At 64.5% G+C, this 22,444-nt stretch carries 21 protein-coding genes; 10 read left to right on the forward strand and 11 right to left on the reverse strand.

Annotated elements, in window-relative coordinates:
- Window positions 1-252: 252 nt before the first annotated feature.
- A complete protein-coding gene (parA, locus tag CFB46_RS19175; RefSeq protein ID WP_006480195.1) occupies window positions 253-915 on the forward strand; it encodes a ParA family partition ATPase in 663 nt (220 codons plus the stop codon).
- A gap of 23 nt (window positions 916-938) precedes the next feature.
- Window positions 939-2,000 carry a ParB/RepB/Spo0J family partition protein gene (locus CFB46_RS19180; RefSeq protein WP_027781802.1) on the forward strand — a complete coding sequence of 354 codons (1,062 nt, stop codon included), beginning with the start codon at window positions 939-941 and terminating at the stop codon, window positions 1,998-2,000.
- Between the two features lie 92 nt (window positions 2,001-2,092).
- Here CFB46_RS19180 and CFB46_RS19185 read toward each other — a convergent pair whose 3' ends face one another.
- Entirely contained in the window at window positions 2,093-3,460 is a 1,368-nt protein-coding gene (locus tag CFB46_RS19185) for a replication initiation protein (RefSeq protein ID WP_027781803.1), read from the reverse strand.
- Window positions 3,461-5,283: 1,823 nt separating this feature from the next.
- Between CFB46_RS19185 and CFB46_RS19195 the strand changes: the two genes are divergently transcribed.
- Window positions 5,284-6,465, forward strand: a complete 1,182-nt coding sequence (locus CFB46_RS19195; protein WP_089500858.1) for a DNA-binding protein — start codon at window positions 5,284-5,286, stop codon at window positions 6,463-6,465.
- Between the two features lie 136 nt (window positions 6,466-6,601).
- On the opposite strand, the gene CFB46_RS19200 is transcribed toward CFB46_RS19195, so the two are convergent.
- The 3 genes from CFB46_RS19200 to CFB46_RS19210 form a co-directional block, all read right to left on the reverse strand.
- The gene (locus CFB46_RS19200; RefSeq protein WP_089500859.1) at window positions 6,602-7,621 is read right to left on the reverse strand and encodes a tyrosine-type recombinase/integrase; all 1,020 of its coding nucleotides are present in this window, start codon (window positions 7,619-7,621) and stop codon (window positions 6,602-6,604) included.
- 102 nt (window positions 7,622-7,723) lie between these two features.
- Window positions 7,724-8,101: a DUF2471 family protein gene (locus CFB46_RS19205; RefSeq protein WP_089500860.1), complete on the reverse strand. Its 378-nt coding sequence runs from the start codon at window positions 8,099-8,101 to the stop codon at window positions 7,724-7,726.
- A gap of 140 nt (window positions 8,102-8,241) precedes the next feature.
- On the reverse strand, window positions 8,242-8,853 hold the full coding sequence (locus CFB46_RS19210; RefSeq protein WP_034205807.1) for a helix-turn-helix domain-containing protein: 612 nt from the start codon (window positions 8,851-8,853) through the stop codon (window positions 8,242-8,244).
- Between the two features lie 158 nt (window positions 8,854-9,011).
- Between CFB46_RS19210 and CFB46_RS19215 the strand changes: the two genes are divergently transcribed.
- The 4 genes from CFB46_RS19215 to CFB46_RS19235 all read left to right on the forward strand — a co-directional run bounded on the left by CFB46_RS19215 (window position 9,012) and on the right by CFB46_RS19235 (window position 12,956).
- The gene (locus CFB46_RS19215) at window positions 9,012-10,211 is read left to right on the forward strand and encodes a glycine C-acetyltransferase (RefSeq protein WP_089500861.1); all 1,200 of its coding nucleotides are present in this window, start codon (window positions 9,012-9,014) and stop codon (window positions 10,209-10,211) included.
- A gap of 13 nt (window positions 10,212-10,224) precedes the next feature.
- A complete protein-coding gene (gene tdh, locus CFB46_RS19220; protein WP_006480187.1) occupies window positions 10,225-11,253 on the forward strand; it encodes an L-threonine 3-dehydrogenase in 1,029 nt (342 codons plus the stop codon).
- 553 nt (window positions 11,254-11,806) lie between these two features.
- Window positions 11,807-12,412 (forward strand): TetR/AcrR family transcriptional regulator, encoded by a 606-nt coding sequence (locus CFB46_RS19230; protein ID WP_089500862.1) that lies wholly within the window; start codon window positions 11,807-11,809, stop codon window positions 12,410-12,412.
- Window positions 12,413-12,476: 64 nt separating this feature from the next.
- Window positions 12,477-12,956 carry a nuclear transport factor 2 family protein gene (locus CFB46_RS19235; protein ID WP_027781811.1) on the forward strand — a complete coding sequence of 160 codons (480 nt, stop codon included), beginning with the start codon at window positions 12,477-12,479 and terminating at the stop codon, window positions 12,954-12,956.
- A gap of 477 nt (window positions 12,957-13,433) precedes the next feature.
- On the opposite strand, the gene CFB46_RS19250 is transcribed toward CFB46_RS19235, so the two are convergent.
- Window positions 13,434-14,519, reverse strand: a complete 1,086-nt coding sequence (locus CFB46_RS19250; RefSeq protein WP_089500864.1) for a tartrate dehydrogenase — start codon at window positions 14,517-14,519, stop codon at window positions 13,434-13,436.
- Window positions 14,520-14,634: 115 nt separating this feature from the next.
- On the opposite strand from CFB46_RS19250, the gene CFB46_RS19255 reads away from it, so the two are divergent.
- Window positions 14,635-15,558, forward strand: coding sequence for a LysR substrate-binding domain-containing protein (locus tag CFB46_RS19255; RefSeq protein WP_089500865.1), 924 nt, complete (start codon window positions 14,635-14,637; stop codon window positions 15,556-15,558).
- A 65-nt stretch (window positions 15,559-15,623) separates the two neighbouring features.
- On the opposite strand, the gene argC is transcribed toward CFB46_RS19255, so the two are convergent.
- Complete coding sequence (argC, locus tag CFB46_RS19260) at window positions 15,624-16,565, reverse strand: N-acetyl-gamma-glutamyl-phosphate reductase (RefSeq protein WP_089500866.1); 942 nt, start codon at window positions 16,563-16,565, stop codon at window positions 15,624-15,626.
- 121 nt (window positions 16,566-16,686) lie between these two features.
- Here argC and CFB46_RS19265 point away from each other — a divergent pair, with 121 nt between their 5' ends.
- Window positions 16,687-17,571 (forward strand): LysR family transcriptional regulator, encoded by an 885-nt coding sequence (locus CFB46_RS19265; RefSeq protein ID WP_089500867.1) that lies wholly within the window; start codon window positions 16,687-16,689, stop codon window positions 17,569-17,571.
- 40 nt (window positions 17,572-17,611) lie between these two features.
- On the opposite strand, the gene CFB46_RS19270 is transcribed toward CFB46_RS19265, so the two are convergent.
- From CFB46_RS19270 to CFB46_RS19285, 4 genes are all read right to left on the reverse strand, one after another.
- A complete protein-coding gene (locus tag CFB46_RS19270; protein ID WP_089500868.1) occupies window positions 17,612-18,076 on the reverse strand; it encodes a hypothetical protein in 465 nt (154 codons plus the stop codon).
- A 60-nt stretch (window positions 18,077-18,136) separates the two neighbouring features.
- Complete coding sequence (locus CFB46_RS19275; RefSeq protein ID WP_027781817.1) at window positions 18,137-19,354, reverse strand: patatin-like phospholipase family protein; 1,218 nt, start codon at window positions 19,352-19,354, stop codon at window positions 18,137-18,139.
- Window positions 19,355-19,480: 126 nt separating this feature from the next.
- Window positions 19,481-20,266: a 3-hydroxybutyrate dehydrogenase gene (locus CFB46_RS19280; RefSeq protein WP_027781818.1), complete on the reverse strand. Its 786-nt coding sequence runs from the start codon at window positions 20,264-20,266 to the stop codon at window positions 19,481-19,483.
- Window positions 20,267-20,318: 52 nt separating this feature from the next.
- Entirely contained in the window at window positions 20,319-21,059 is a 741-nt protein-coding gene (locus CFB46_RS19285) for an acetoacetate decarboxylase (RefSeq protein ID WP_027781819.1), read from the reverse strand.
- Window positions 21,060-21,494: 435 nt separating this feature from the next.
- Between CFB46_RS19285 and CFB46_RS19295 the strand changes: the two genes are divergently transcribed.
- Window positions 21,495-22,076, forward strand: a complete 582-nt coding sequence (locus CFB46_RS19295) for an undecaprenyl-diphosphatase (RefSeq protein ID WP_089500870.1) — start codon at window positions 21,495-21,497, stop codon at window positions 22,074-22,076.
- Window positions 22,077-22,101: 25 nt separating this feature from the next.
- Here the strand turns inward: CFB46_RS19295 and CFB46_RS19300 are convergent, their stop codons facing one another.
- Window positions 22,102-22,335: a hypothetical protein gene (locus CFB46_RS19300; protein ID WP_089500871.1), complete on the reverse strand. Its 234-nt coding sequence runs from the start codon at window positions 22,333-22,335 to the stop codon at window positions 22,102-22,104.
- Between the last annotated feature and the right edge of the window lie 109 nt (window positions 22,336-22,444).

Raw genomic sequence — 22,444 nt, forward strand, 5'->3', positions numbered from 1 at the left:
GCACCGAGACATCTCTACGACGAACAGCCCTCCGACGCTGTAGACGTGCGGACCCAACCGTGAAGCGACCCATCCGCCGGATCAGCGCCCCGCATCTCCAACACACCGCCCAAACGCGCCCCTATCTCCGCCACCGCGTTTATGCGCATAAACCGATAGTCCGAATGGCCAATGCGTAGTTGGCGAATAACAATTTCATTGAAATTCAAATATCGTCCTGTAGAATTCCAACGACCCAAACAGGAGTGAAAATTGGCCGCGGAAATCATTGCAGTCACTCAACAAAAAGGTGGCGTCGGCAAAAGCACGATTGCCATGCATCTTGGCGCCGCGTTCCATGAAAAAGGGAAGCGCGTCCTCGTCATCGACGCAGACCGTCAAAACACGCTGGTTCACTGGTCGAGCGCATCCGGCGACAGCGACAACGGCATCCCGTTTCCGGTCGTCAACCTCGCCGAAGCCGACGGCCAGATCCATCGCGAGATCAAGAAATTCATCAACGACTACGACATCATCGTCGTGGACTGCCCGCCATCGATCACCGAGAAAGTCTCCGGCGTCGTCCTGCTGGCCGCATCGATTGCCGTGATCCCGACATCGTCGTCGCCGGCCGATTACTGGTCGAGCGTCGGGCTGGTCAAACTGATTCAGCAGGCGCAGGTGATGAACGAAGACCTCCGCGCGGTCTTCCTGCTGAACAAGACCGAAGAGAAGCGCATGCTGACCCGCGAGCTCAAGCGTGCACTCGAGGAACTCGGCTTCCCGCTGCTGAAGACGCAGATTCCGACTCGGGAAGCGTACAAGCAGGCCATGGCGCTCGGTCAGACCGTACTGCAGATGAACGATCGCGGCGGCAAGCTGGCCGCCGCCGAAATCCGCGCATGTGCCGACGAAATCGTCGCCATGCTGCCCTGACTTTATGCGCATAAAGGAGTCACATGAAACCTTCCCAATTTGCCAAAGGATTCCAAGCGCGCCCGGATATCACGACGAGCGAGAAGCGCACGGCGCTTGATCGGCTCAATGCGATCGACGGCATCGTCAAGTCCGAGACGCCGGCGCCGGCGCCGACCAAATCCGCGAAGAAAGACATCGCACCGCCGCCTGCTCCGGAATTCACGATCGATCCGTCGATCGACGAATCGCAGCAATATCGCGCGTGGCGTCTCGAGAATCGCTATGCGCCGGGGCAGGTGATCGAGCTGCCGCTGAAGGCGATCAAGCACAGCCCGTTCAACCCGCGGCACTTCTATCTGAAATCGTCGATTGCCGAACTCGCGGTCAACCTCGCGAAGCAGGGGCAGCAGCAGGCGATCCACGTGATTCCGGATTACGACAACCCGGGCACGTATTTCGTCAGCGACGGTGGCCGTCGCGTGCGGGCCCTGAAGGAAGCGAACAAGGAGTCGGTCAAGGCAATCGTGATCGACGTGCCGATCGGCATCCAGAGCTACAAGCTCGGTTACGATCTCAACGTTCAGCGCGATTCGCAGACGGTGTTCGACAACGCCGTCGTGTGGCGCCGCTTCCTCGACGACAAGCATTTCCAGAGCCAGAAAGAACTCTCCGAGCATCTCGGTCTCGACGAGTCGACGGTGGCCGTCGCGCTGTCGATCGGCAAGTTGCCGGAAGCGATCATGCAGGAAATGGTCGCGCGCCCAGATCGCTTCGGGTCGAACATGGCGTATCAGGTCGGCCGCTATCACAATGCGCGCGGCACCGAGGCGACGCTGCGGCTGATCAACAAGATCGTGTCGGACGATCTCAGCACGCGCCAGGTATCGGACATCGTCAAGGGCCGCGTGGCGGCACAGGAGACGCCGAAGGCCGCGGGCCGTCAGCGCTATGCGCAGCGTCTCGAGATCAAGCTCGGCGGCAAGTCGGTCGGCGACCTGAAGTCGTATGGCGAAGACCGCATCGAACTGCGCCTGCGCGGCCTCCCGAAGGACAAGCGTGACGCGATCCTCGAGCAGCTCGAGCGGATGCTGTTGTCGGAGTGATGGAAGCGGCCGGCAGGGCCTGGTGAGGACGCCGGTCCCGCCCGACCAGGGCCGGGGACCGGCGGCGGCCCGTCAGCGGGCCTGAGCGGGCCTCAAGCGGCCCGCGACTGGTTCAGCGTGAACGAGAGCAGATCGCCGTCCGTCGGCTCGCCCCAGGTCTTCTGGGCCAGCCAGTCGAAAAAGGCCGTCTCGGCCAGCTTGGAATCGAGGCCGCGCTTGCGCCAGTCGTCGCGCAGATGCGAGCCCATCGTCGGCAATGCCTCCGATTCGAACGACTCGCGCGCCACTTCGCGCTCCGCGTCGCCCTGCTCTTCGTACAGCACCTTCGCTTCCTTGCGGCGGAACGCCGAGAACTCGCTCAGCAAGCGGGCCTTCAAATCGTCCGGCTGCGCAGCCGCGACCTTCGCGGACGGCATGCCGGCCGGCAGCGCGTCGACCGACTCGACCGGCGGCGCATACCCCTTCTTCAGCGCATCCTTGAACAGTGCCGGCGCGCTGCGCACCGGCGGCAGCGTCGTGCTGCGCATCCGCTGCTCGGTCATCTGCAGTGCGGCGCGAATCCGGTTTTCCTCGCTGTCCGCATAGAGCGTCTGCGCTTCCTTCAGCGGGATCCCGAGCTTCACCATCCGGTCGACCAGCGTGCTGTCGAACACGTTCGGGTGTTCGTCGAGCGCGAGCATCGGTTGCTTGCGCTCGGTCACGCGGAACTGGATCTCGGCAACCCGACGTCCTTCGCGATGCTCGATCAGCTCGACGAAGATGTTGGTGACCGCGTTGACTTCCGCGATCGCGGGCCGCAGGTAGTCGCGCTTGAAGTACTTGTACTCGCGCTTCGCTTCGTCGCCGGCTTCCGTGTCGGGCGTGCCCGACAGGATCGGCCGCCACCATTCCCACGGCTCGCGCATCGTCAGGTGGCTCGGATTCGTCAGGTAGCGCACGCAGATCTCGTACAGCGCGAGACCGGCGCTGCTGCGCAGCTGGCTCTGGAACTGCAGGCTCAGGCGCGCATACTGGACCGGGTCGAGCAGTTTCTTCTTGATCTTCGGTGCGAACGAGAATTCGACCCACACGCGGCGGGTGTTCGGATCCTCGAGAATTTCCGCATCGGCGATCAGCGTGGAGATCCCCCACTTGCGGCCCGGTTTCTGGCTCGACGTCCCCGTGCTCCATTCGACCTGCACCGACACCATGCGGCGCAGGTGTTCCTTCACCAACGCGGTGTCGTTCGAATCGAAAGCGGAGTTGGCGACGATGTCCGACAGCAGCGCGCGGTACGTGTCGCCCGAGTCGTCGGCCTGCTGCGCGACGGCCAGCAGGACATTGAACAGCTTGCGAGTGAGGAGCGTGATCTTGCCGCTCTTCGGCTGAATGGCGATCGCCTCGACGGCCTTTCGCAATTCGGCTGAACTGGCACTCACCACATCCACATCGGTTTTCTTGGCGCGCTTCGTCGTGGCCATACGTCGGGTCGGAGGAGAAGTTTCCGGAAGGATAGCGCCTGCGGTGATGTGCGTCCAGAACGACATGCTCACCATAGCCGGTGAAGCGCGCCGGTGAAACGGCACTCACCCGAACCGCTTCCCGAAAACGCTCACCGGTCCGCCGGTGCGGCGTTCGGGACTCTTCCAGACGTGCCGCGGCATGCGCCGAGTCACAGAATTTCACCTGTGCACGACACGTGCGAAATTGGCTCCCGTATCGGCTCACCTTTCGATTTGTCGTAATTTTGCGACTTCGCAGCCGTGAGTTCGACACAGGCTCGCGATTGCACCTCACCGTCCCTCCGCGAGCATCGTCCATCGGCCTGTATGCATGTACAGGCACGGCTCGCCCGATGAGCGGTTCGGCTTCGACACGTGGAAAACCGCCGTCGAAACCGGCGCGCGCGGCCCGATCAGCGGGTGCTTGGCCAGCCCGGGCGCGCATTGTACAGCGCCCGAATCGCGTCCGTTCCCGAAAATGCTCACCTCAGGCACAGCATGTTGATTCGTCCGGATGCCGACGAAGGCCCGACACGACGGGGGACTGGCTGCCAACAACTCCCGAAAACGCTCACCTTGCCGAAAAAATGCGGCACAGCAGCGGGCACGGAAACGGCTCCCGAAAAACCTCACCGTAACCGCCGCGGTATCAAAAATCCCAATCTCTTCCGATACTTATGCACAGAAGGCATTTGGCTGCGCATCGCGGGGATCCCCCGAAAAGCCTCACCTTTCGAGCCAAATCCTTCATACGACAACCGTATGTCGGCCCCCGAAAAATCTCACCTGTGCCAAAAGGTGGCACAGCAAAAATGAGATTTCTTCCAGTCCTGGCGGGCTTTTCGGCGAATTCGACCGGTCGCAGGTCCCGAAAAGCCTCACCTTTGACCATTTTTTAGGCAAATATATATCCCGAAAAGTCTCACCTGTGAGCGAGGTCACGGCCTGTGATCCATGCCCCGAAAAAGCTCACCTTAGAGGGATCGGGACAGGAAAACCCGGATTTCCCTCCCGAAAAGCCTCACCTTTGGGGCATCACAGGCCCCGCCGAGCACTTTTGCTGTGCAAAATGGCCGTCGCCTCCCGGAAATCCTCACAGCAAATTCCCGTGGAGTCCCGTGAAACCTCACCTTTCGCCAAATATGCCCAAAAGATGGGCAGAATCGGGGCACGAAGCAGGTCCCGCAGATTCTCACCTATGTCTGCACAGGCAGAAAACTGTGCAGCTAGGCACTGCGCGGGTTCCGTGGCTGTGCGGCCCCGAAAACCCTCACCTGTGGGAAAGCTCGTGTTTTATTGTGATCCCGAATCCGCTCACGACCCTTCCTGCAACGGCTCACGCAGCTCCCTGAACCCCATCACGTAAGCTCCCGCAGAAGATCACCTTGGCTCCCGTAAAACTTCACCTTGTCGGCCGGAAAGCCTTGCACCATAAGGCTGTGCCGTGGCGTTAACGTTTTTAACTAAGGGTTCAAGGGTGTTTACTTCTAATACTCTCAAGACATCGGGCTGACGAGTTTTCCACAGACACCGAACCCCTGAACAACCACAGGCAACCGGATTCGTCGTCATGTGAAACAAATGCCCAAAATCGAGGCTCGCCGGAAATCGCTTGTAGTACAAGGACTTGGCTGGCTTTCTTCGCTTTGTTTCACGAAATTCCAGGCTACCTTCAACAGGATCGGCGCACAGAGCCGATTTCTGTGCGAAACGACGTAAATTCACAACGGACCCTCGAAACAAGTATCAGGAAATACGTATTTCGTTATGATTGCCACACTTCATTGTCTGTGAGTGTTGCCATGACCCTGGACGAAATGCGTCAAGTCATTCGGGACGAACTGGAATCGCTGCGCGCAAGCGGTGCACGACGCCAGGAATTGTCGCTGCATGCGTGCAAACGCTTGTTCTTCGATCTCGGTATCCGGCCGTCGGCCGCCAACGTCCGCGATCTCACCCAGACCGGTAGCGCCAGCGACATCCCGAAAGACATCGACCATTTCTGGGAACGCATTCGTTCCGCCTCCAAAATCAGGCTCGACGGCGCGGCGATCCCGAAAGCCGTCGAGGAAAAGGCCGGCGCGTTGCTCGGTGCACTCTATGAAGAGGCATTGAAAGCCGCGCGCGACAGCCTTGATGGGGATCGGGAACAGGTTCGCGCCGACATGGCTGCCGCCGAGCAACGGTTACGCGACGCAACCGTCCGCCAGGAAACGCTGGAGGGCGCGCTCGCGCGCGGTGAAGCGAGAAACGAGCAATTGCAGGCGCGGGTGACCGAACTCGAGGTTCAGCTCGCGTCGCAGACCACCCACGGTTCGGCAAGCGAAGCCACATTGCTCACCACAGTCGCCCGACTGGAAAAGGAACTGGCCGCGGCTGCCGGCCGGATCGATGCCGAACAGGCACAGAACGCCGCGCTGCGCGACCGCATCGACGCGCTGCAAGCCGAATTGCAGCAGCGCACCGAGCATTACGCGCAGCAAATCAAGGATGCGGTGGCCGAAGCCGAACGCCGCGTCAAGCCGATGCTGGTCGAACTGGACTCGTTGCGCAGCATGGCGTCGACCTACCAGAGCGGGTTGCGCGACGTTCAGCGCAAGGAGTTCGATTTCCTGCAGCAATTGAGTTCGGCCAAGGCGCGCGCCGACCGGCTCGAAGAACAGTTGCGCACCCAGAGCGATGAATTGGAGCGCGCAACGCGCGACATGAGTTCGTTGCGCGCGAACCGCGGAATGAATCCGGAAATCGCCGCGCTGCTGCGGCGTCTGGCCGACGCCGGACAACTGGATGCGGACGCGTATGCCGCGATCGGCGCCTCGCTGGATGACGAGATTCCGGCGCCGGCCCAGTGCCCCCATTGCGATGGCGAACCCGAACTGTCACATGGCGACGACGGTTTTGAAGTCACGTGCCCCGAGTGCGAGCACGCGTCGGGCGCATGGCCGTCCCGCTTCGAAGCCGTCGCGCGTTTTGCGCATACCTGACCCGGCGGTCGGGGGCGCCGCACAGGTGAGAGAATCCGGGAAGCTTGAGGTGAGGTTTTTCAGGAGCCGTGAAACGGTGAGGCTGCGCCACGCAAGGCCACTCACGGATCGCTTCGCGTGAGCAGCCATTTCCCGATCAGTGAGTTTCGTTGCGGTCGGACGCGTCACCGTTGCTGTCGGCCAGCCCGTCGCGCCAGTTTTTCCAGGCGCGATGCAGGCGATTCGACGAGATCGGCCGCATGAAGCCCAGCCATTTGCCGACGCGCTCGGGCGGCACGTCGTGCTCGAACAATTCGGCCGCGTAGGTATTGCGCAATGTTTGCGGGCTTGCACGTGCGGTGCGTGACGACGTGAGCCCGGCCGACTCGACGATCGCGTCGATCGCGCGCAGCATCGTCGCCTTGTGCATCGGCCGTCCGGCGTGCGATGCGGGGAAGACGAGTTCTCCCGGAATCTCCTGGCGTTTGCGTTCGGTGAGCCAGGCTTCGAGCAATGCGATCGCGAACGAGGCCAGATGGGTTTCGCGTGCGTAATCCGGATGCGTCGACTCGATCCGCAGCGACGTGCCGCTTGTATTGATGCAACTAATCGTAAGTGCGCGCGCTTCGCCGGTTTTAATGCCGGCGCCGAGAAACACGGCGACGAGCGCGCGGTCGCGACGCTCCTTCCAGTACGCGGAACCCGATACGCCGATCGGCGAAAACAGATACGCGAGCAACGCCGCGCGTTCCGCCGGCGTGAGGAAACCGGTCGGTTCGTTGTCGCGCGCCTTGCGCCAGTTCGCTTCGCCATCCTGAGCAATGAAACGGGCCGGATTGGTCGACGCATACTCGGTGCGGCGGACATGATCGAGCACACGTTCGATCAGCCGAAGATAGCGCATCCGCTGTGTTTTCTTGATCGGCAACTCGCCGACGAAGTTCGCGATGGTCGGCGTATCGACCGTCGCCAGGTTCTTTTGATGCGCTCGCATCCACGCGAGAAACGCGCCCCATTGTGCGCGATAGACATCGGCCGACGAGCGGCGATAGTCCTGCATCGCCAGCCACGCGTCGAACGCGGCTTCGGGCGAGACGACCCAGTCGGACGCGTCGCGGTCGAACAGATCCTTTTCTTCCGGCGGGGCGGTGGTGTCGGGAGAGGCGGGAAGGGACATGATATTAATTCCGTTAGTTGCGTATATGGTAGCCCTTTCCGCAACGTATCGGGCAGCAAGCGTATAAACCGGTCGCGGTGCGCCGCGGCCGGGGCTGGGCCGTCAGTCGCCCCACGCCTTGGACTGGCGATGAGCGCGCTCGGGACGCGCGGTATCGTGCGTCGTTGCCGCGGCTTCGTACGCGAGGACGGCGAATGAAAAGACCGCGGGCAACGCATTCGAGCGCCCGAAGTCGATCGGATCGTCCGTTTCGGGAAACGCCATGTCCGACGGCCGTTCGAACAATTGACGCATGCCGGCGTCGTGCCGGCTGGCAAAGCCGAGATCGGCGAGCGCTTCGGCTTCGATCGCGTGCAGCAGGCGCCACGTCAGCGGCACGCGCTGGCGGATGTAGCGCCCGGCGATATGGCGAACGATCAATTCGAGGTCGTGCGCGGCAGCCTTGAAGCTGAGCGCGGCCAAATCTTGTTCTTCTGTCATTGCAGGCTCCTGTCGACCGGGGCGGGCGCCTCGGTGCGCCGGCTCCGGCCCATGCATGGCGGAATGTCCGTATACTGTACAAACATACAGTACTTTCCGCAACTGGCCTGCGATGTCCTTTTGGCCGACTATCCGCGCCGTCAGCGGTGTATCACGATCAACAAGGCCCGCGCTTCGGTTTTGCCGGGATTGCGGATCGCATGCGGCTCGTCGGCCGGGTAGCGCGCGGTGTCGCCCGCTTTCAGGCGCCGGCTGGCCGCGGCGGCTTCGATTTCCATCGCGCCCTGCAGCACGGTGAGGTGCTCGCGCGTGCCGGGCTCGTGCGCGTTCGATACCAGTGCGCCGCCGCCCGGCAGCGTCAGCTCGTACCACTCGAACTTGCCGGCGAGGTCGATCGGGCCCCATACGCGCAGCTGGTACCGGCCGTCGTGGCCGGCGAGCGTCGGAATGTCGTGCGGGCCGTCCACGCGGATCGTCTCGGGCGCCTTCGGCTGCGAGAACAGTTCGTCGAGCGTGATGCCGAGCGCGTTCGTCAGGCGCCACGCGACGGCGATCGTCGGGTTGGCCTTGTCGCGTTCGATCTCGGAGAGCATCGATTTCGATACGCCGGCAGCGCGCGACAGGTCGTCGAGCGTCAGCTTGCGTTCGTTGCGCAGGCGCTGGATTTGCTCGCCCACGCGCGGTGGGGTCGCGGCCGGCGGCTGCGGGGCGGCGTCGGCACGCGTGCGCCGCGATCCGGAGGAACTTGCCATTTGGATTCCGTTCGCTTAGAGTTGTTCGGTATTTCGAATTCTAGTTCGGAATATTGGATAAATGCGGTCAACCGAACGACCGACTATAACAGTAGCAGGCCGTTGCGCCGCCACGAGCCGTGCGCCGCGGAATGCGAATCCCTGTCAGGAGCTTTGCGATGCGTGATGCCTTTCTCGCCCAGGTGCGCGGGACGCTCGACCAGATCCGCGCGGACGGTTTTTACAAGACCGAGCGCGAGATCGCGAGTCCCCAGGCGGCAGCCGTGCGGCTCGCCGGCGGTGCCGGCGTGCTCAATTTCTGCGCGAACAACTATCTGGGTCTGGCGAACGATCCGCGCCTGATCGACGCGGCGAAGGCCGGTCTCGACCAGGATGGCTTCGGCATGGCATCGGTGCGCTTCATCTGCGGCACGCAAACCGTCCACAAGCAACTGGAAAGCGCGCTGGCCGCGTTTCTCGGCACCGAGGACAGCATCCTCTATTCGAGCTGCTTCGACGCGAACGGCGGGCTGTTCGAGACGCTGCTCGACGAGAACGACGCGGTGATCAGCGACGAGCTCAATCACGCGAGCATCATCGACGGCATTCGCCTGTGCAAGGCGAAGCGTTTGCGCTACAAGAACAACGATCTTTCCGATCTCGAGGCGAAGCTCAAGGAAGCCGACGCCGCCGGCGCGCGCCACAAGCTGATCGCGACCGACGGCGTGTTCTCGATGGACGGCATCATCGCCGACCTCAAAGGCATCTGCGATCTCGCCGATCGCTACGGCGCGCTCGTGATGGTCGACGATTCGCATGCGGTCGGCTTCATCGGCACGCACGGCCGCGGCACGCCCGAGCACTGCGGCGTCGAAGGCCGCATCGACATCATCACGGGCACGCTCGGCAAGGCGCTCGGCGGCGCCTCGGGCGGCTATGTCGCCGCGCGTCGCGAGGTGATCGAGCTGCTGCGCCAGCGCTCGCGTCCGTATCTGTTCTCGAACACGCTTACGCCGAGCATCGCCGCGGCATCGCTGAAGGTGCTGGAACTGCTCGGCAGCGACGAGGGCGCGAAGCTGCGCGAGCGCGTGCGCGAGAACGGCGCGCGGTTCCGCAAACAGATGACCGAAGCCGGCTTCACGCTCGTGCCCGGCGCGCATCCGATCATCCCGGTGATGCTCGGCGACGCGCAGCTCGCGACGAACATGGCCGACAAGCTGCTCGGCGAAGGCGTCTACGTGATCGGCTTCTCGTTCCCCGTCGTGCCGCGCGGCCGGGCGCGCATCCGCACGCAGATGAGCGCCGCGCATACGCCCGAACAGATCGACCAGACGGTTGCCGCGTTCGTGCGCGTCGGCAAGTCGCTCGGCATCATCTGACGGAGGCGCGACCATGAAGGCACTGGCAAAGCTCGAACGTGGCCCCGGCCTCACGCTCACGCGCGTGAAGCGCCCCGAAGTCGGCCACAACGACGTGCTGATCAAGATCCGCCGCACGGCGATCTGCGGCACTGACATCCATATCTGGAAGTGGGACGACTGGGCGCAGAAGACGATTCCGGTGCCGATGCACGTCGGTCACGAATACGTCGGCGAGATCGTCGAGATGGGGCAGGAAGTGCGCGGTTTCGCGATCGGCGATCGCGTGTCCGGCGAAGGCCACATCACCTGCGGTTTCTGCCGCAACTGTCGCGCCGGGCGCAGGCATCTGTGCCGCAACACGGTGGGCGTCGGCGTGAACCGCGAAGGCGCGTTCGCCGAATACCTGGCGATTCCGGCGTTCAACGCGTTCAAGATTCCGCCGGAGATCTCCGACGATCTCGCGTCGATCTTCGATCCGTTCGGCAACGCGACGCATACGGCGCTGTCGTTCAATCTCGTCGGCGAAGACGTGCTGATCACCGGCGCGGGCCCGATCGGCATCATGGCCGTCGCGATCGCGAAGCACGTCGGCGCACGCAACGTCGTGATCACCGACATCAACGACTATCGGCTGGAGCTCGCGCGCAAGATGGGTGCGACGCGTGCGGTCAACGTCGCGCGCGAGTCGCTGCGCGACGTGATGGCCGATCTGCACATGACCGAAGGCTTCGACGTCGGTCTCGAGATGTCCGGCGTGCCGAGCGCGTTCACGAGCCTGCTCGAGGCGATGAACCACGGCGGCAAGGTTGCGCTGCTCGGCATCCCGCCCGCGCAGACGGCGATCGACTGGAACCAGGTGATCTTCAAGGGGCTCGAGATCAAGGGCATCTACGGCCGCGAAATGTTCGAGACCTGGTACAAGATGGTCGCGATGCTGCAGAGCGGCCTCGACCTGTCGCCGATCATCACGCATCGCTTCGCAGCCGACGACTACGAGCAAGGCTTCGCCGCGATGCTGTCCGGCGAAAGCGGCAAGGTGATTCTCGACTGGACGGTCTGAGCCGAGTGTCGAGACGGGGCAGCGCGGCGCATTCGCCGCCTGCCCCGCATTCGTTTGCACGCGCGCCGTCGAACCTCGGAAGTGCGATTCAACGCTTGAGGTGAGATTATTCGGGAGCCGTGTTTGCGCACCGAATCGCCACGCGATCCCACGTCGGTGACCTGCAGTTGCATGTTCGCTTCACCTGTCGGCGGACGCGTCGTTTCTTTCCATCGCGCCATTCGGTGCTTGTTTCTCCTTTTCCACGTACCTCCCCGCTTCGCTTGGCGTGCGAGCACTCGCACGCCGCCGTGTGCGATATCGTGCCGAGCCGGAACATCGACCGTGAGCCGCACGCAACGTCGCGACTCACTGATGCACGATGCGATCGACATCGATCGGCCTTGATCGGTGCGCAGACCACTACATGATCCATTCACCCTTCGATCCGCGCGGGTCGAGCTGAAGGTTCCACACAACGCGTCGACGCACCGGGCACGATTCGGCCCTCCCACCGGCAGGGCCTTCTCATCAGGGTATTGACGACGGAGAACGATCGTTCTACCGTAAACCCATGAACACCCCTCTCGACTCCTCCGGCGAACCCGCCGTTCGCGACCGGCTGCTCGATGCGGCCGAAGCGCTGATCTATTCGGGCGGCATCCATGCGACCGGTGTCGATGCGATCGTCAAGCGATCCGGTGCGGCACGAAAGAGCTTTTATTCGCATTTCGAATCGAAAGAGGCGCTGGTGGTCGCCGCGCTCGAACGTCGCGACGAGCGCTGGATGCGCTGGTTCGTCGACGCCACGCTGGCGCGCGGCAAGGCGCCACGCGCGCAATTGCTCGGCATGTTCGACGTGCTGCGAGACTGGTTCGCGCAGCCCGACTTTCACGGCTGCGCGTTCCTGAATGCGTCGGGCGAGTTACCCGACGCCGACGATCCCGTGCGCGTCGTCGCCCGCATGCACAAGGCGCGCCTGCTGGCGTTCGTGCGCGAGCGCTTCGACGCCCATGCCGACGAAACCGGCATCGAGCGCCGCGGGCTCGCGCGCATCGCGCGTCAGTGGCTCGTGTTGATCGACGGCGCGATCGGCGTGGCGCTCGTCAGTGGCGATGCAAACGCCGCGCGCGATGCGCGCGCGACGGCCGAACTGCTGCTCGATACCGTATCGCGGTAGCCGACGCAGCGAATCCGAACCGGCTGCGTGCATTCGCGGCCAGAACCCTGAACAGGAGCACCCCATGTCCGCTTCCCCCGAAGTTCGTCCGCCCGTTCCGCCTTTCACGCTCGAAACGGCGCGCCAGAAGGTGCGCGCCGCCGAGGACGCGTGGAACACGCGCGACCCGCAACGCGTGTCGCTCGCCTATACGCCGCAAAGCCGCTGGCGCAATCGCGCGGAGTTCGTGACGGGCCGCGACGAGATCGTCGGGCTGCTGCAGCGCAAGTGGACGCGCGAACTCGACTACCGGCTGATCAAGGAGCTGTGGGCGTTCGGCGGCAACCGCATCGCGGTGCGTTTTGCGTACGAGTGGCATGACGATGCGGGCAACTGGTTCCGTTCGTACGGCAACGAGAACTGGGAGTTCGATGAAAACGGCCTGATGGCGCATCGTCACGCGAGCATCAACGATCTGCCGATTCGCGAGGCGGACCGTCTTTATCACTGGCCGCTCGGCCGTCGTCCGGACGACCATCCGGGGCTGTCCGATCTCGGGCTGTGATGCGCGCACGCGTTCAACGGACCGGCAAACGTATCACCAGAGATCAATGGTGAGGAAATTCGGGAGTCGTCCGCTGAAGGTGAGATTTTTCGGGATGAGGTGAAATGGCGCGTCGAGCTGTGTTTCGAACAGATCGACGCGTTGTTGCGCCCCGCGAAGCGGCGTATGTCTCGACATGCAGCGGTGTGCTTCACCGCGTGATGCATCTCGCCGATCTCGCCAATCGCATCGAGGCAATCGTGCGTCGACGATCGGTGTGCGCGGGCATGACGTGCAACTCACCGATCGGATGGATTTCGACTTTCAACGAAAGACGGCGCAAGCCGTGCGCGTTGCGATGTGTCGCTACTCACTGCTCGGCTTCACCGCCGACGCATCGGCCGCGTGTGCACGAGTGCGCAACCGCGGCGCGTGCCGCTCACCGCAGACGCATTCATGAGCGCAGCCCGGCGCGAGCGCCGGGCACGACCGCGACCCTCAACCCGCAATCCGCGCGGCGATCGCCTCGCCCATTTCCTGCGTGCCTGCTTGGCCGCCGAGATCGCGCGTACGCGGTCCCGTGCGCAGCACGTCCTCGATCGCGGCGACGATCGCATCGTGCGCGTCGCGTTCGCGGCCCGTGCCGTTGCCGAGGAAGTCGAGCATCATCGCGGCCGACCAGATCATCGCGATCGGATTCGCGATGTATTGCCCCGCGATGTCGGGCGCCGAACCGTGCACGGGTTCGAACAGCGACGGGAACGTGCGGTCCGGGTTCAGGTTCGCCGACGGCGCGATGCCGATCGTGCCCGTACAGGCCGGCCCGAGATCCGACAGGATGTCGCCGAACAGGTTCGACGCGACGACGACGTCGAAGCGGTCCGGCTGCAGGACGAAACGCGCGCACAGGATGTCGATGTGCTGCTTGTCGACCGCGATCTCGGGATAGCGTTCGGCCATCTCGGCCGCGCGCGCATCCCACCACGGCATGCTGATCGCGATGCCGTTGCTTTTCGTCGCGACGGTGACGCGTTTCGCGCGCCGCTGCGCGAGCTCGAACGCGAATTTCAGTACGCGCTCGGTACCGTGCCGCGTGAAGATCGACTGCTGCATCACGACTTCGCGCTCGGTGCCTTCGAACATCGTGCCGCCAACCGACGAATATTCGCCCTCGGTGTTCTCGCGCACGATCATGAAATCGATGTCGCCCGCGCGGCGGCCGGCGAGCGGCGACGGTACGCCGTCGAACAGGCGCGCGGGCCGCAGGTTGATGTACTGGTCGAATTCGCGGCGAAATTTCAGCAGCGAGCCCCACAGCGAAATGTGATCGGGCACCGTTGCCGGCCAGCCGACCGCGCCGAACAGGATCGCGTCCATGCCCGACAGCTGCGCTTTCCAGTCGTCCGGCATCATCGTGCCGTGCTGCGCGTAGTAGTCGCAGCTCGCCCAGTCGATCTCGACGAAGTCGAAGCGCACGCCGAAGCGCGCGGTCACGGCCTCGAGTACGCGCAGGCCCTCGGGCATCACTTCGCGGCCGATGCCGTCGCCGGGGATCACGGCAATCCTGTAAGTCCTGTCGGTCATGCAAATCTCCTTGGCTGATTGGCCGGCTGCCGGGGAGGCAGCGGCCCGTCACGTCATTCTATTTATTTCCATCTGGATTAAAATCGCGCAAAAGTTAATCGACTTTCCACGAATCGTGAATAAATCACCGAACCTCGACGACCTGCGCGTGTTCAGCCTGGTCGTTCGCCTCGCGAGCTTCAGCGCGGCCGCCGAGCAACTCGCGGTGTCGCCTGCGTATGTCAGCAAGCGCGTCGCGATGCTCGAGGCGCAGCTCGGCACGCGCCTGCTGCATCGCTCGACACGCCGCATGACGGTCACCGACGCCGGCGAGCGCGTGTTCGCGCGCGCCGAAAAGATTCTCGACGACGTCAATCATCTCGTCGAGGACGTGTCGACCACGCGCACGGTGCCGCGCGGCACGCTGCGCATGTCGAGCAGCTTCGGCTTCGGCCGGCACGTCGTCGCGCCGGCGCTGCTCGACTTCAGCGCGCGCTATCCGCAACTGAACGTGCGGCTCGATCTGTTCGACCGGCTCGTCGATGTTGCCGGCGAAGGCTACGACCTCGACGTGCGCATCGGCGACGAGATCGCCGATCACCTGATCGCGCGCCGTCTTGCCACGAACCATCGCGTGCTGTGCGCATCGCCCGACTATCTCGCCCGCCGCGGGACGCCGCGCTCGCTCGCGGATCTCAGCTCGCACGACTGTCTCGCGATCAAGGAGCGCGATCATCCGTTCGGCGTATGGCGGCTGAACGTGCGCGGCGAAACGGCCACGGTGAAGGTGGGCGGCGCGCTGTCGACGAACCATGGCGAGGTGGCCGTGCAATGGGCGCTGGCCGGGCGCGGCATCGTGCTGCGCTCGATCTGGGAGGCCGGGCCGCTGATCGAGGCCGGCGCATTGTGCCGCGTGCTGCCGGACGCGATCCAGCCCGCGAACATCTGGGCCGTGTATCCGGAACGCGTCGCGGCGTCGGCGAAGGTACGCGTGTGCGTGGATTTTCTGGTGGAGACGCTGGCCGGCCTGAATGCCGCCGCGGGTGACGATACGGCCTGAAACCGGCTAAAGGTGAGCTTTTACGGGGGCGTGCGCAGGCACCCTCGACGATGCCTGCGGGAGCGTCACGCCGCGTCTGGCACACCGAGCATCAAGTCGAGATTCTGCACGGCGGCGCCGGATGCCCCTTTGCCGAGATTGTCGAACACGGCGGACAGCAGCACCTGCCCGGCGTCTGCGTTGACGAACACGCCGAGGCGCAGATCATTGGTGCCGTTCAACGCTTGCGGATCAAGATGCGTTGCCGTGCGTGCGTCCGCGAGCGGCATCATGTCGACGTGACGTGCATCCGCATAGTGATGCGCGAGACAGGCATGCAACCGTTCGCCCGTCACCCCGGCCGGAAGCAGGCGCAGCTCGATCGGGATGGTGAGCACGATGCCTTGCCGATACGCACCGTAGGCCGGCACGAAGAACGGGCGGTGCGCGAGCCCCGCATGCTGCCGGATCTCGGGCACGTGCTTGTGCTCGAGCGCGAGGCCGTAGACCTGCAGCGGCAACGCGCGTGCGGCGGCGTCGCCCGATTCGAATGCGTCGACGGCGGCCCGCCCGCCGCCCGAGTAACCGGACACCGCATGAATGCTCACCGGGTAGTCGCGCGGCAGCAGCCCGGCCTGCAGCAGCGGGCGAAGCAGGCCGATCGCGCCCGTCGGGTAGCAGCCCGGATTGGTCACGCGCGTCGCCTGCGCGATGTGTCGCGCATGTCCGTCGGCCATCTCGGGAAAGCCGTAGACCCATTCCGGCTGCGTGCGATGGGCTGAACTGGCGTCGATCACGCGTACCGCCGGGTTCCGGATGAAGCCGACCGCTTCGCGCGCGGCCGCGTCGGGCAGGCACAGGATGGCGATATCGCACGCGTTGAGTGCTTCTGCGCGCCGCGCAGGGTCCTTGCGTTCGGCGGCGGCAAGCGTGAGCAGCCGCACGTCGGTGCGGTCGCGCAGACGCGCGTGAATCTGCAACCCGGTCGTGCCCTGGTCGCCGTCGATGAAGACAGTGGGGAAGCTCATGATGGTCGTGTTCGTCGCGTTCGGTCGTCGGGGGAAGCCGTATCGTCCACCGAACGCCTAGAATAGGAAAAGTTGAATTTGCTGACCGTCCGGTTCAGCTTTCCTGAACGAGAGGTGTGCGATGCGCGAGATCAGTCTGGACCGCCTGCGTACGCTGGTCGCGATCGCGGACCAGGGATCCTTCGTGGCGGCGGCGCAATGGCTTCATCTCGCCCCGCCGACCGTCAGTCTGCATGTCGCCGAGCTGGAAAGCCGCGTCGGCGCGCCGCTGCTGTCCCGCACCCGCGGCAACGTGCGCCCTTCCGTGATCGGCGAAGTGCTGGTGGAGCGGGCGCGGCGTCTGCTGGCGGAAGTCGAATCCACGCTGGACGACGTGCAGCGACAGGTGCAGGGGTTGACCGGGCGCGTACGCCTCGGCGCATCGACCGGTGCGATCGCGCATCTGTTGCCGCAGGCGGTGGCCGGATTGCGCGCACAGCATCCGGATATCGATGTGCAGATCGCGGTGCTCACGTCGCACGACACGCTGTCGCGCATTGCGCAAGGTACGCTCGACGTCGGGTTGGTCGCGCTGCCGCAAGCGCCGGTCGCGGGGCTGTCGATTCGCCCGTGGCGCCGCGATCCGGTGATGGCTTTCCTGCCCGCGGACTGGCCGCTTCCGGCCCGGGTGACGCCGGCGTATCTGGCCGCGCGGCCGCTGATTCTCAACGATGCGACGACGCGTCTGTCGCGGCTCACGACCGAATGGTTCGCGCTCGGCGGCCATCGGCCCGAGCCGCGGATCGCGCTCAACTACAACGATGCGATCAAGAGCCTGGTTGCCGCGGGTTACGGCGCGACGCTGCTGCCGCACGAGGCGGGCGCCCCGTTGCCGGATGCGCGCATCGTCATGCGGCCGCTACGCCCGGCGTTGTGGCGCGAGCTGGGAATTGCCCATCGAACCGGCCCGGTCGAACGGGCGACGCAGCACGTGCTCGATGCGCTGCGGGCGCTCGGCGCACGATAGCGGGCGTCGCGCGGCTGGGCCGTGCGGCCCGAACGCGCGTTCAGAGCCGGTTGTCTTTCGCCAGCGTGAGCACGCGCGCCCAGCGCTGCGCATCGCGCTTGTCCATCATCGGCAGCGTCCATTCGCCGCGTACGGCGTCGCGCACGCGCACGACGAGATGCCAGCGGCCGTCGATCGGCGCGGCCTCGCAACCGTCGAGTTGCGACAGCGTATAGCGGCCGTCCGCGCCGTCGTGCGACAGCCACAGCAGCCCTTGCGTCGCGGACACGCGCAACTCGCCCCATGCGCGATGCACGATATGCGTCCAGCCGGGTTCCTTCGTGTTCGGTGCGATGTCGCGACGGCGTTTGAGCCACCACGCGATCAGTGCGATCAGGAGCGCGGCGGCCAGCACGGCGGCCGCGATCGCGACCGGCTGGCCGAACTGCGCGGCGATGACGTGAAACAGCTGAACGGCGCCCCATCCCAGGGCGATGAGCGCGAATAGCGCAATGAAAATCGGCATGTCGAACCGGAAAGGAGGACGGACCGGCGCATGCAGCGCACCGGCCCGTTGCACACGGCATTACCGGCGGCGGTGAATGTCGTGCGTGACGAAGCCCGCGTCGTTGACGGGCAGCGCGAGGCCGTCCTTCACCGCGAGCGTCTTGCGGATGTCGTCGAGACCCGCGGACCAGTGGTCGCGCATCGTCGACAGACCGAACTGATAGTCCTTGTAGTGATGCTCGTACGCTTTCTGCTGGTAGATCAGGTGCTGGATGTTGTACTTCTTCCCGCTCGACATCGCGTCGGCCTCGACGCACCACGGGTCGTTCTTGCGCTGCTCTTCCGGCACCTGCTCGAGCACGTGGCGCAGCACGTTGCGGTAGCGCTGTTCGCGCTGCAGCGTATCGGTGACGAAACGCGTGCGGCTCGAATACTGCACGTCCTTCGTGCGCTCGGCGACGTCGGCCATCGTGCGCGGCAGCGGCCCGCGCGCGCTCCACAGATCGACCTGGAACGCGAGCGTGTCGCGGCGCGGCCGGGCGCGGAGCACTTCCATCAGCGGCGTGTTCGACACGACGCCGCCGTCCCAGTAATACTCGCCGTCGATCTCGACGGGCGGGAACGCGGGCGGCAACGCACCGGACGCCATGAAATGCTCGGGCGCGAGACGGATGCGCGAATTGTCGAAGTACACGAAGTTGCCGGTGCCGACGTTGACCGCGCCGACCGACACGCGCGTCTCGCCCGAATTGATCCGGTCGAAATCGCACAGTTTCAGCAGCGTCGTGCGCAGCGCCGACGTGTCGTACCAGCTGATTTTTTCCGGATGATCGGACACGCCGGGCAGCGGCGGCGGGAAGCGCGGCACGAAGAAGCCCTGCTGGCCCTGCATCATCGCGCTGGCGGCCTGCGATGCGGTGAAGAACGTGCGGATCTGATCGATGCTGTTGAACAGCGCGAATTCGAACGCGGCCGGAATCGTCGGAAAGAACGCCGGCTGGCAGATCGTTTCCCAGAATTCACGCAGGCGCTCGACGCGATGCTCGGGCGCATTGCCGGCGATCAGCGCGGTGTTGAGCGCGCCGATCGAGATGCCCGCGATCCAGTCGAGCGGAATGCCTGCTTCATGCAGCCCTTCGAATACGCCGGCCTGATACGCGCCGAGCGCGCCGCCGCCTTGCAGGACGAGCGCGACCGTTTCGTACGGCAGCGACCGCGCAGCAGCCGGCGCGCCGGCTTCGTGTTGCAGGTCCGCCGCATCGACGGCCTGCTTTTCTGTACGCGCGTGCGGTTTCATCAGTTGCTCCGAGAAATCCCGCCGTGGACGGCGGTGATGGATGGCGTGGCGTCGATCGACGACGGCACGCCATCGCAAGAGTGGAGGTGGCGCGGAAAATCGCCTGCCGTCGGGGAAGCGCAGGTGTTACTGCATGAACCAGCCGTGGCTGACGATGAACGACTGGCCCGTGAGCGCGGCGCTCGGGAATGCCGACAGGAACAGCACCGTCTGCGCGACGTCCTGCACCGTCGTGAACACGCCGTCGACCGTGTTGCCGAGCATCACCTTCTTGATCACTTCCTCTTCGCTGATCCCGAGCTCCTTCGCCTGCTCCGGAATCTGCTTGTCGACCAGCGGCGTGCGCACGAAGCCCGGACACACGACGTGCGAGCGCACGTTGTGCTTCGCGCCTTCCTTCGCCAGCACGCGCGCCAGGCCCAGCAGCCCGTGCTTGGCCGTCACGTACGCCGATTTCAGCGGCGACGCTTCGTGCGAGTGCACCGAGCCCATGTAGATCACGACGCCGCCGCGATCGTCCTTGTACATGTGCTTGAGCGCGGCCTTCGTCGTCAGGAACGCGCCGTCCACGTGGATCGCCTGCATCTTCTTCCAGTCGGAGAACGAATAGTTCTCGATCGGGTTGACGATCTGGATGCCGGCGTTCGACACGAGGATGTCGACCGAGCCGAACGCTTCGGCCACCTTGTCGATGCCGCTGTTCACGGCTTCCTCGCTGGTCACGTCCATCGCGACGCCGATCGCCTTGCCGCCTGCCTTGTTGATCTCGTCGGCGACCGCGTTCGCGCCGTCCTGGTTCAGGTCCGCGATCGCGACGGCCGCGCCTGCCTTGGCCAGCTCCAGCGCGATTTCCTTGCCGATGCCGCTCGCGGCGCCCGTGACGACTGCGGTCTTGCCATTCAGGTTGCTCATGTTCGAATTCCCGTGGTGAAAGGATTGACAGGGAGAAAGGACTGCGGACGTGTTACTGGGCCAGGTAATCGTAGACGACTTCGCCGAGACCCAGCGTCAAATCCGCGACGAGGTGGCGCGCCTCGACGATCTCGAGCACGGGCAGATCGGCCACCGGCGCGAGCGCGTGCGGCGCCAGTTCGAGCGATGCGGGGCCCGTCCACGCGCCCTTCATCTTGATGTCCTGCATGTAATAGCGCACCAGTTCGCAGACGCGCGCGGTGCCGTCGACGTGCGGGATGATCTTCAGCAGGAAATTGGGGCCGGCGAGCCGCTTCATCTGCTCGTCGATGTCGAGTTCCTTGTGCTTGTAGCCCATCGTGCCGGTCGCGACGCGCACCTTGCCGTAGTCGAGCGTGCCGAGGATGTGGTCGGTGTTCACGTGCAGCGTGGGCGACGCGAGCTTCTTCGGGAAGCCCCACAGCTCGCGGCCGCCGGCGATCGGCGGATGATCGTCGAGGTACATCGCCAGCGTATAGCCGCCCGGCTGGCCGTTGTATTCGACGGGGATCACCTGGCCGCTTTCGGTGTAATCGCCGAAGCCGGTCGAATCGGCCATGCGGATGAATTCGTAATGCACGAGCGGCTCGGTGACCTGCAGCGGCTCGGGGACGATTTCACGCAGACGGTCCGGATCGGTGCGGTACGTGATGATCAGAAACTCACGATCGACGAAACGGTACGGGCCCATCGGGAACGCAGGGCTGGTCAACGGCATCGCAAACGCTTTCGATCGGACATCGCTGGGTTTCATGCGGACTCCTTGTTGTTGATCGCTTCGTGGATGAGTGGTCGTAATCGTATGCCTGTGCGTTGCCGTTGTGCGATGCCGCATTTGGAATTAATTGTTGCCGATTTCGAATAATTCAGTGCGTAAATATTGAGACGAACGATGCAAACGGCACGGTCGGCACCCCGGCCGGGCGATGGTGGCACGTGTCGATGACGCCATCATGTGAAAAAGGTGAGTCTTTACGGGAGGTGTGGTGAGCTTTTACGGGGACGTTTGCGCGGCAATATGACAATTGTGTGAACTTGTGTTGCAGTGCGGGCTCTAAGTGCGTTCGCCGCGCGACCTTGTCCGGGTGGCTGCCGCATTAAGCACCGCTTAAGCGGCCACGCCCTAGCATTCGTTCGCATCCGGCCGGGCAACCGGCCGATCTTTTATACGCTCCACGCAACCGGATTCATGCAGAACCTCAATCTCGCCCTCTTTTCCGCCATCAACGCCGGGGGTGCACCGCACCCGGGCGTCGCCCGCCTCGCGATCTTCGCCGCCGACTGGCTCGTCTATGCGCTGCCCGCGATGCTGCTGCTGACCTGGATCTTCGGCGCGCGTCCCGCGCGGCGCCAGGCGATCGAAGCCGGCGTGGGCGTCTGCGTGGCGCTCGTGCTCGCGCAGGTGCTCGGGCATGTGTGGTTCTCGCCGCGCCCGTTCATGGCCGGCGTCGGCACGCAGCTGATTCCGCACGCGCCGGACAGCTCGTTTCCGAGCGATCACATGACGTTCGCGTGGAGCATGGCGGTCGGCCTGCTGCTCGGCGGCACGACGCGGGTCACCGGTTTCGTGATGGCCGCGATGGCCGTCGCGATCGCATGGGGGCGTGTCTATGCGGGCGTGCACTGGCCGTTCGACATGGCGGGCGGCGTGCTGGTCGGCACGGTCGGCGCGCTGGCCGCGCACCTGTACGGGCAACGCGTGACCGCGCTGCTCGAACGGCTCGGCGATTCGGTGCATGCGGCCGTGATGGGGCGCCGGCAGGCGCCGTAAGCGGGAAGCAAGCGGCAGGACGCCGTCAGCCTGACGAGCCGGGTGTGCGGGCCGATTCGGCCGAGGCGGACGGGCCGCCGCCCGCATCGCGCAGTTCGGGCGTGTCGGCCGGATGCCGCGCGGCATCGCGGTCGAGGGCGCTTTCCTTCAGGATCGCGCACATCGCGACGAACAGCGCGAGGACGACCGCGGCGAGGCCGCAATAACCGGCGATCTTCAGATGGCGAAGGAAAGGCGAAGCGTGGCTTTCTTTTGTCATGACCGGGCGCTCCTTGGCGGGCCGCGGCGGCTATCCCCGACAGCGGCGCCGCAGACGTACATATATACCAGCCGCGATGCCGATGCCAAGCCCGCCGCTGCGCCGGCGC

This window comes from Burkholderia sp. HI2761, from assembly GCF_002223355.1.
GTDB lineage: Bacteria > Pseudomonadota > Gammaproteobacteria > Burkholderiales > Burkholderiaceae > Burkholderia.